The sequence below is a fragment of the Pararhizobium mangrovi genome, from assembly GCF_006516965.1.
Lineage (GTDB): Bacteria > Pseudomonadota > Alphaproteobacteria > Rhizobiales > Rhizobiaceae > Pararhizobium_B > Pararhizobium_B mangrovi.
The window spans coordinates 1-8,311 of record NZ_VHLH01000055.1; the positions used below are offsets into that span (position 1 = coordinate 1).

8 protein-coding genes and 2 pseudogenes are annotated in these 8,311 nt (G+C 60.4%); all 10 read left to right on the top strand.

The window, feature by feature from the left end:
• Positions 1-98 precede the first annotated feature (98 nt).
• Positions 99-884: pseudogene (locus tag FJU11_RS18875) on the top strand (CoA-binding protein); the annotation flags it as partial.
• A gap of 236 nt (positions 885-1,120) precedes the next feature.
• Positions 1,121-2,125: an acetate--CoA ligase family protein gene (locus tag FJU11_RS17930; RefSeq protein ID WP_141168442.1), complete on the top strand. Its 1,005-nt coding sequence runs from the start codon at positions 1,121-1,123 to the stop codon at positions 2,123-2,125.
• A gap of 48 nt (positions 2,126-2,173) precedes the next feature.
• Positions 2,174-2,989, top strand: a complete 816-nt coding sequence (locus FJU11_RS17935; RefSeq protein WP_141168443.1) for an enoyl-CoA hydratase/isomerase family protein — start codon at positions 2,174-2,176, stop codon at positions 2,987-2,989.
• 135 nt (positions 2,990-3,124) lie between these two features.
• Positions 3,125-3,508 (top strand): annotated as a pseudogene (locus tag FJU11_RS18765) (extracellular solute-binding protein); the annotation flags it as partial.
• Between the two features lie 55 nt (positions 3,509-3,563).
• Positions 3,564-4,112: an extracellular solute-binding protein gene (locus FJU11_RS18770; protein WP_268935222.1), complete on the top strand. Its 549-nt coding sequence runs from the start codon at positions 3,564-3,566 to the stop codon at positions 4,110-4,112.
• Positions 4,113-4,203: 91 nt separating this feature from the next.
• Positions 4,204-5,085, top strand: coding sequence for an ABC transporter permease (locus tag FJU11_RS17950; RefSeq protein ID WP_141168446.1), 882 nt, complete (start codon positions 4,204-4,206; stop codon positions 5,083-5,085).
• Positions 5,082-5,879 (top strand): ABC transporter permease, encoded by a 798-nt coding sequence (locus FJU11_RS17955; RefSeq protein WP_141168447.1) that lies wholly within the window; start codon positions 5,082-5,084, stop codon positions 5,877-5,879. The genes FJU11_RS17950 and FJU11_RS17955 overlap by 4 nt, the downstream gene beginning before the upstream one ends.
• The gene (locus FJU11_RS17960) at positions 5,876-6,883 is read left to right on the top strand and encodes an ABC transporter ATP-binding protein (protein ID WP_181408242.1); all 1,008 of its coding nucleotides are present in this window, start codon (positions 5,876-5,878) and stop codon (positions 6,881-6,883) included. Before FJU11_RS17955 ends, FJU11_RS17960 begins: the two co-directional genes overlap by 4 nt.
• Positions 6,884-6,896: 13 nt before the next feature.
• Positions 6,897-7,556 carry a dienelactone hydrolase family protein gene (locus tag FJU11_RS17965; RefSeq protein ID WP_141168449.1) on the top strand — a complete coding sequence of 220 codons (660 nt, stop codon included), beginning with the start codon at positions 6,897-6,899 and terminating at the stop codon, positions 7,554-7,556.
• A 205-nt stretch (positions 7,557-7,761) separates the two neighbouring features.
• Positions 7,762-8,226, top strand: coding sequence for a nucleoside deaminase (locus FJU11_RS17970; RefSeq protein ID WP_210242915.1), 465 nt, complete (start codon positions 7,762-7,764; stop codon positions 8,224-8,226).
• Positions 8,227-8,311 lie beyond the last annotated feature (85 nt).

The window sequence follows — 8,311 nt, forward strand, 5'->3', positions numbered from 1 at the left end:
CATCCGGTCCCTCCCTGGACTCTGAAGTCTCACAACCTCAGCATCCCCGGTCCGGACCGGATGGACAACCTAATGAAAGCTCACATCTAGACACGTTATTGAAGCCTAAATCCATTGCCGTCGTCGGAGCTTCGGCACGAAAAGGATCCGTTGGGCATCTCCTGATCCGAAACCTGATCGATCATGGTTTCGGCGGCCCGATATACCCGGTGAATCCGCGTTACGACCGGATCGAAGACCTTCCGTCCTTCCCATCGCTCGAAGCCCTCGGCAAGCCGGTCGACGTTGTCTTTATCGCGGTCTCGGCCGACCGAGGCATCGAGATCGCCAGAGAGGCTGCGGCGATCGGCGCACGTGCGCTTCTGGTGAACGCGACCGGCTATGCCGAAGCAGGCGAAGAAGGGGCCGAGCGCCAGGCCGAACTCGCAGAGATCACCGCCGACGCCGGAATGGTCGTTTGCGGACCGAACAATCTCGGCCTGATTAACTTCCATGATCGGGTCGCACTGTGGAGTGCCCATCGGTCGGACGCGCATGCAGGCGGAACGGCGGTCGTTTCCCAAAGCGGTTCGGTAGCGTTGGCGCTTGCGGACGATCCGTTCGCGCTCGGTTTGTCGTATGTGATCACCGCCGGCAACGAAGCCGTTTGCGGGGTGGCCGACTACGTTGATTATCTTGCCGACGATGACCGCGTCTCCACCATTCTGCTTTTCCTCGAAACCATCCGCGAACCGGCTGAACTGGCTCGTGCCGCCATACGCGCCCGAACTGCGAACAAAAGGCTTTTTGCTGTCAAGGTCGGACGTTCGGAAAGGGCACGCGCGGCCGTCGCCGCGCATAGCGGCGCCCTTTCCGGGGAAGACGTCGTGGTCGACGCATTCCTGCGCAAACACGGCATCGAGCGGTGCGTCGACCTCGACGACATGGTCCAGCGCGCCGCGCTTGCGCGCAAGTTGCCCCCGGCCGAAAGCTGCAGTGCGGCTTACGTCACGCTTTCGGGCGGACAGGCCGCGGCCATCGCCGATTACGCGTCGGACGTCGATATCGATATAGCGAACTTGAGTGCGGAGACGGCGGATTCGCTGTCGCCGCTCTTTTGGGATCATTCCCCGGCAACCCGATGGACGTGTGGGGCATGGGCTGGGACGCCGAACGTTTCGCCGGCATCTTGGATAAGCTCGTTGCCGCGCCCGAGATCGATCCGATCGTCTTCACGCTCGACATTCCGGCAAGCGGAGCGGCCGACGGTCCGATGGGCGTGGACATGGCAAGGACGGCCGCAGAATACGCAGGCGACAAGACCGTCATCTTCGTTGCCAATAGTGCGATCGCCGGCGTCCATGGCGAGATCGCCGACATCTGTCGCAAAAACGACGTTCCCGTTCTTCTCGGCCTCGCCGGCGCCATGCGGGCGATTGCGACCTGGACGCGCGGCAAAACCACACCGGTGGAACGCGATAATCGTACGCAACCCGATCGAACGCTCTCCAAGGACGATATCGCGGCCGAACTGAACGCCCGCATACGCTTTGCCGAAGGAACAACCGTCGAGGAGCCCGACGCCGCGGTCGAGGCTGCGACGGCATTCGGCTTTCCGGTCGTGATGAAGGGGATCGCGCCGAATGCCGTTCACAAGAGCGATCTGGGCCTCGTACGGGTCGGTCTTTCTGATGCTCAAGCGGTACGCGATGCCTTTGCAGACATCGACGGCATCCTACGCAAAAGCCGGGAGACCCTTGGTGTGGGCGCGATTCGAGTGGAGGCGATGGTCTCCGACGGGCTGGAGGTGCTCGTGGCAGGTCGCTTCGATCCGACCTTCGGTCCGATGATCATTGTCGGCGCGGGGGGCAAACTGGTCGAGATGATCGCTGACAGCGCTCTTCGCCTCGGCGAGGTTTCAGTCGATGAAGCAGCGGCGATGATTGCGCAGACGCGCCTTTCGACGCTGCTCGACGGCTATCGCGGGGATGTCGCCTACGATACCGAAGCCCTATGCGACGCCATCGTTTCGGTCTCCGCGCTGATGGCCCGTGCGACGGCGGACGTGAAGGCCGTCGAGATCAATCCGCTTATCGTCCTGAAAAAGGGAATGGGCGCGATCGCGGTCGACATGGTGATCGAATGACGGACATCCGCCAGTCGATAGCGATCCAAAACGTGACGAGAGATCGCAATGACCTTTGAGACAATCCGGATCGAGCGCGACGAGCGGGTCGGTATCATAACACTGGACCAGCCGAAGCGGATGAACGCGATCAGCCTGACGATGGCTGACGAATTCAAACGAGCCCTCGGTGAATTGGAAGCCGACGAGACCATTCGTGTCATCGTCGTGAAGGGCGAAGGCGGACGGGCGTTTTCGTCCGGCTACGACATCGCGGAGGAAGCCGAAGGTGAGCGATACACCGCCGCCACATGGTCCGAGCGGCTGAATCACGATCTCGACTTCACGCTTTCCGTATGGGAATGCCGAAAGCCGACACTTGCGGCGATCGAGGGCTATTGCCTGGCCGGTGGAATGGAATTCGCCGGGATGTGCGATATCCGTTACTGTTCCGAGGAGGCGAAGTTCGGCGTCGTCGATACGCGGTTTTCGAGCGGCGTCGCGACGCTCATCCTTCCCTGGATCGTCGGCTCTCAATGCCGCGAACTGATCTATACCAGCGACATCTTCGATGCCGAACGCGCCGAACGCGTCGGCTTCGTCACACGGGTCTTTCCCAAGGAAACCCTTGCGGCCGAAGTCGTCAGGATCGCCAAGCGGATGTCGATGGTCGCCGGTGAATGCCTGCGTTTAAACAAGAAGGCGATCAACCAGAGCTTCGAGATCATGGGACTGATGGGCGCACTGAAGGCTGGCGTCGATGCCGCAGCGCTGCTTAATTCCATGGAGACACCGGAATACCTGGACTTCGACCGGATCAAGCGCGAGCAGGGAATGAAGGCGGCACTGAAATGGCGGGCGGAACAATTCAAGCCCTACGAATAACCAATATGCCTGCCGACAAGAACAAAAGCTGGGAGACGGACGCTCGATCGAGGTCGAATTTGGCTGGATCGGGAGATTGAAAACATGAGAAAGCTTTACACGACGATAGCCCTCGCCGGCTTCACGGCGTTGACCATGACGAACTCGAGCACGGCGCAGGATGCCGGTACGTTGACGATCGCATCGTGGGGTGGGATCTTCCGCGATACCACGAAGGACTTTATCGCAAAGCCGTTCGAGAAGGAGACGGGAGCCAAGGTCGATATCGTCGACGTCGGCGGCGGCTGGGCCGCCAAGGTCGAGGCTCAAAAGGCAAGCGGCTCTATCCAGTGGGACCTGATCGACAGCATCGATGCTGGTAGTGCCCAGTACCTGTTCAAGAACGACATGCTGGCGCCGTTGCCGGACGACCTCGCCAAGAAGCTCAAAGAGGTTTCGATCGACGGGACCGTCACCGAGTACGGGATCGAAGAGGGGTCGACCGGCGTCGTCATCGCGTGCAGGACGGATATCAAGTGCCCGACGGCGGCGGCGGACTTTTTTCGATGCCAAGACGTTCCCGGGCGCTCGCGCGATCGTCAACGAGCCGAACCAGGTACTCCCCTTCGCGGCGCTCGCTGCAGGCATTCCCGCCGACAAGCTTTTTCCGGTCGATCTCGACAAGGCTTTCGCTCTTCTCGACAAGATCAAGAGCGACGTTTCCGTCTGGCCGAGTTCCGGAGACCAGCAACAACAGGTGTTGCGTTCGGGTGAGGTCGACATGGCGATCATGTGGAACGGACGGGCCTACGACCTGATACAAAAGGGCACTCCGCTCGATATCGTCTGGGACGGTGCGCTGCTCGATCCGGGTTATATCGTCGTCCTGAAAGATGCCCCGCATAAGGATCTTGCCTTCAAGTACATGGAATACTACGCGACGCATCCCGAGCAGCAGGCCGACTGGGCGAAAGTCCTTCCCTACGGAATGGCCAACAAGAAGGTCGCTTCGCTGCTACCGGAGAAGGTATCCGACGCCCTGCCCTCGTCGCACGACGTGGTCCGGATCGATCCCAGCTGGTTCGCTGCGAACCAGAAGGAAATCGCCAAGCGTTGGCAGGAATTCCTTGCCGGCGCACAGTAGGCCTGTGGGTGTTTCCATGCCGGTAGTACTGGCCGGCATGGAAATCCTTATCGGAAGAAACGAGTAGACGCCGGCGGTCGGGAGCCGATCCATGAAGTTGTCGTTGGCGTCGGAAGGCGCATGGAAGCCCGAGCCGAGCCTGATGGTCGGGGTGAGCCTCTTTATACCGTTGCTTCTCGTGATCGTGTTGCTCGTTGTCTATCCGTTCATCGAACTCGTCAGGATCGCGATGCCGGACGGAATCGACCCGGCGAGCTTTCGCGATTATTTCGACAACGCGGCACGTATGCGCGCGCTCATCGTCACTTTTCGCGACAGCGCAGCGGTCGCCATCCTAGCCGTCCTGATGGGTTTCGTACTCGCGTGGACGCTGATCACCAGCAAATCGACCGTGTTGAAGGCGCTTACCTGGATCGCCATCGCGCTTCCATTGCTCATGGGAACGGTCGTCAAGAACTACGCGCTACTTATCATCCTTCAGCGGCGCGGGCTTTTGAACAACTTCCTTATCCACATCGGCGTTATCGACGCTCCACTGCGCATTCTCTACACCGAGTCTGCCGTGGTGGTCGGCATTCTCTATACGCTTCTGCCGTATGCCATCATTCCGATCTATACAGCGTTGAGAAGCCTCGATTTCGACATGGTGCGATCGGCCGAGATCATGGGTGCGAGCCGGTTCACTGCGATCCGCACGGTCGTCCTCCCCTACGCATGGCCGAGCATCATGGCTTCGGCCATGCTGATCTTCGTCATTTCGGTTGGCTTCTATATCGTTCCGGTCGTGCTCGGCGGTGCGACGTCTCCCTTCATTGCGACGCTGATTCAGAACGACATGGTGCAATTCTTCGACATGAAGAGCGCCGCGATCGCCTCGCTGATCCTCGTCATGCTCTCGATGGCGGCAGTCGCACTGACGATCGCGACCGTCGGCGTCGATCAAGTCAATCGCTCGACGGGAGCCGGCCAATGAAAACCTTTGGTCGTTTTGCAGGCCGAACGACTTACGCGCTGTCGCTCGGCGTCATCCTCCTCTTCCTCATCGCACCGGCGTTGCTCGTGGTCTTGCTGTCGTTTTCAAACGACCCATCCATCGCCTTTCCACCCGTACGATGGGGAGTGCGAAACTACTCGACGCTGCTCGACACCCCGAAATGGGGCGAAGCAATCGTCCTGTCCCTAGGGCTCGCCATCGTGGTGGCGATCTTTTCGGCGATCGTCGCAGTGCCGAGCGTCTTTGCGATCGGTCGAACGCGCCTTTCGCGTTTCAGCGCACTGCCATTCCTCGGGATCCTGCCGTTGCTCGTTCCGCAGGCTGCCTATGCCGTCGGTCTCTATCTCGTGATGGGCCAACTCGGCCTGCTCGGCAGTTTCTGGGGGCTGGCGGCCGCTCACCTTGCGGTGTGTTTCCCCTTCGTCTTCGTCATCGCACGATCCGGGCTCGCACGCCTCAGTCCCGATCTCGAGCTCGTCGCCATGACGATGGGTGCATCTCGCTTCCAGGCATGGAGCGGCATAACGTTGCGCCTTCTCGTGCCGGTCATCCTCTCGGGAGGGCTCTTCGCTTTCCTGACCAGCTTCGACGAGGCGGTCTTCTCCAACTTCCTGGCAGGTCCCGGGTTGATAACATTGCCAAAGGCAATTTTCGACTCCGTCCGGCTGGGCGTCGATCCGGTAATCACGGCGATCGCAGCGTCGCTCATGGTCTTCACTGCAATATGCCTCGGTGCCGCGGCGCTTCTCCGGCGAAAGGAGACCTCGTCATGAAGCAGGCCGACAACACTGCACTGTCGTTGCGTGGGCTCTCCAAGCATTTCCGTTCGACCGCAGCTCTCGACGATGTCTCGCTACAGGTCGAACCGGGCGAATTCATCGCGCTTCTGGGACCGAGCGGCTCGGGTAAGACGACCCTTTTACGTTTGCTTGCGGGTTTCGACCTTCCGACCTCCGGCACCGTGATGATCGGCGGCAGGGACGTTTCGGCTCTTCCGCCAGGAGAGCGCGATATCGGCATGGTCTTCCAACACTATGCGTTGTTTCCGCATCTCACGGTGCGCAGAAACGTCGAGTACGGCCTGCGCATGCATGGCTGGAGCCGCACGAAACGCAAGGAGCGCGCGGAAGAACTCTTGGGCATGGTAAAGCTCGGCGCCCTTGCCGATCGCTCGCCGCAACAGCTTTCCGGCGGACAGCAGCAACGCGTTGCGATCGCACGCGCACTCGCCTACGAACCGAAGATCCTGCTGATGGACGAACCCCTCGGCGCCCTCGACCGCACGCTCCGGGTCGAGATGGCGGAGGAAATCCGGCGTATTCATCGATCGTTCGGCACAACATTCGTCTATGTTACGCACGATCGCGACGAAGCCATGATCCTGGCGGACCGGATCGTCATCATGCACAATGGGCGGATTGTCGCCAATGATGAGCCGGAGGCGTTGTTCGTGCGCCCGAACAACGAGTTCGTCGCGCACTTCTTCGCGGGAATGAACGTCGTACCACCCGAGCACCTCGGTCTGTCGGGAAGTGGCCCGATCGGCTTTTCACCTGCGGCCGTCACGTTCTCACAGCCGGACGAGCCGCATGTCGTGCTCGAATGCAGGATGGTCGATCGGCTGTTCTTCGGCGAGCGGATCCAGGTCGTCCTCGATACCGGCGACACCCAATTCGTCGCGCATGTTCCGACGCTTGCGGGTTTCGACGTCGAACCAGGCACGACGCTTGCCGCGTACATCTCGCGGGTACGACTGGTGTCACTCTCGAGCCATTGAAGGGATTAGAGGCATGGGCCAGATCGTCGACTTGAACGATGGATCGACCGGCTACCTGGCGTCGAGCGGCAAATCCGACGCCCCGGGAATTGTGGTGATCCAGGAGTGGTGGGGCCTGCAAGACCAGATCAAGTCCGTTTGCGACGCATACGCCGAAGCGGGCTTCGATGCGCTTGCACCCGCCCTTTATGCCGGTGCCGTGGTTCCCTACCATGACGAGGAGGCCGCCGCCCGTCAGATGGACGCCCTTCATTTCCCCTCAGCGACCGATGTTCAGGTCAGGGCCGCTGCCGGATATCTCCAGCGTCCGGGGCGGAAGATCGGGCTGACCGGTTTCTGTCTCGGCGGCATCGTTTCCGTGCTTGGCGCGATACGGCTCGACTGCTTCGCCGCCGCCTCGTGCTACTATGGTCTTCCAGCACCCGAACAGGGCGATCCGGCCGATGTCCGGATCCCCATCCGTGGCCATTTCGCACTCGCCGATAGCTGGTGCACGCTCTCCATGGTCAAGGAGTTCGAGGCAGGTCTCGATGCTGCCGGCAAAGACCATGCGTTCTACATCTACGACTGCGATCATGGTTTCTTCAATCCGGATATCGACGAATACGATCCGAAAGCGGCCACGCTTGCATGGCAACGCGACCTGGCGTTTTGGGACGAGTATCTCCGCTAGAAGGCAATATCCGCATGCGTAAAGAAATCGTACCCGTCTGCGATACCGCGAACTCAGCACCGGTGATGACGACATGCATTACGCAATAAACGCCGGCTCACCCGCAAGTGACGGGAACCTCCGACTGATTGCGCACCTGCCGACCCGCAGTCTGGCAAATCTCGTCGATGCCGATTTCATGCGGAAACTGCGAGACGCCGACTTCATGAGGATCGCGTTTTGGCTGGCGCGGAAGAGTTACGACGAAGGCGGATGCCCGATCGGAGCGGTAATCGTCCATGACGAATCGAGCATGATCGCCGGCAAAGGGCACAATACCCTGTCTCAGGAGAACCATCCGTACAATCATGGAGAGACGTCGGCGATCCGCGATGCCGGACGTATGAATTTCGCGGAAACCACCATCTATACGAGCCTCAGCCCGTGTGACGTCTGCACGGCGCTGGTATCCATACGCGGTTTCGCACGCATTGTCGTCGGCGACGTGACGAACGCGAGTGGCAACGAACAGATGCTTCGCGACAAAGGCATGAGGGTCGACGTGTTCGAAGACGCCGACGGGGTTGCGCTCTATGCGAAGTTTCGCTCCGAAAAGCCCGAGCTCGACATGGAAGATTGGCAGGGACTGGCAGCCGTCCGGCGCGCGAATGCTGGCGCGGTCGATCGCTAGATGTGGAGCCTCAACAGGTTGTCCCGATCGAGACCGAGGCGGCTGATGGGCACGGTGTCGTTTATCCCGCCATGGGGACGGTGCC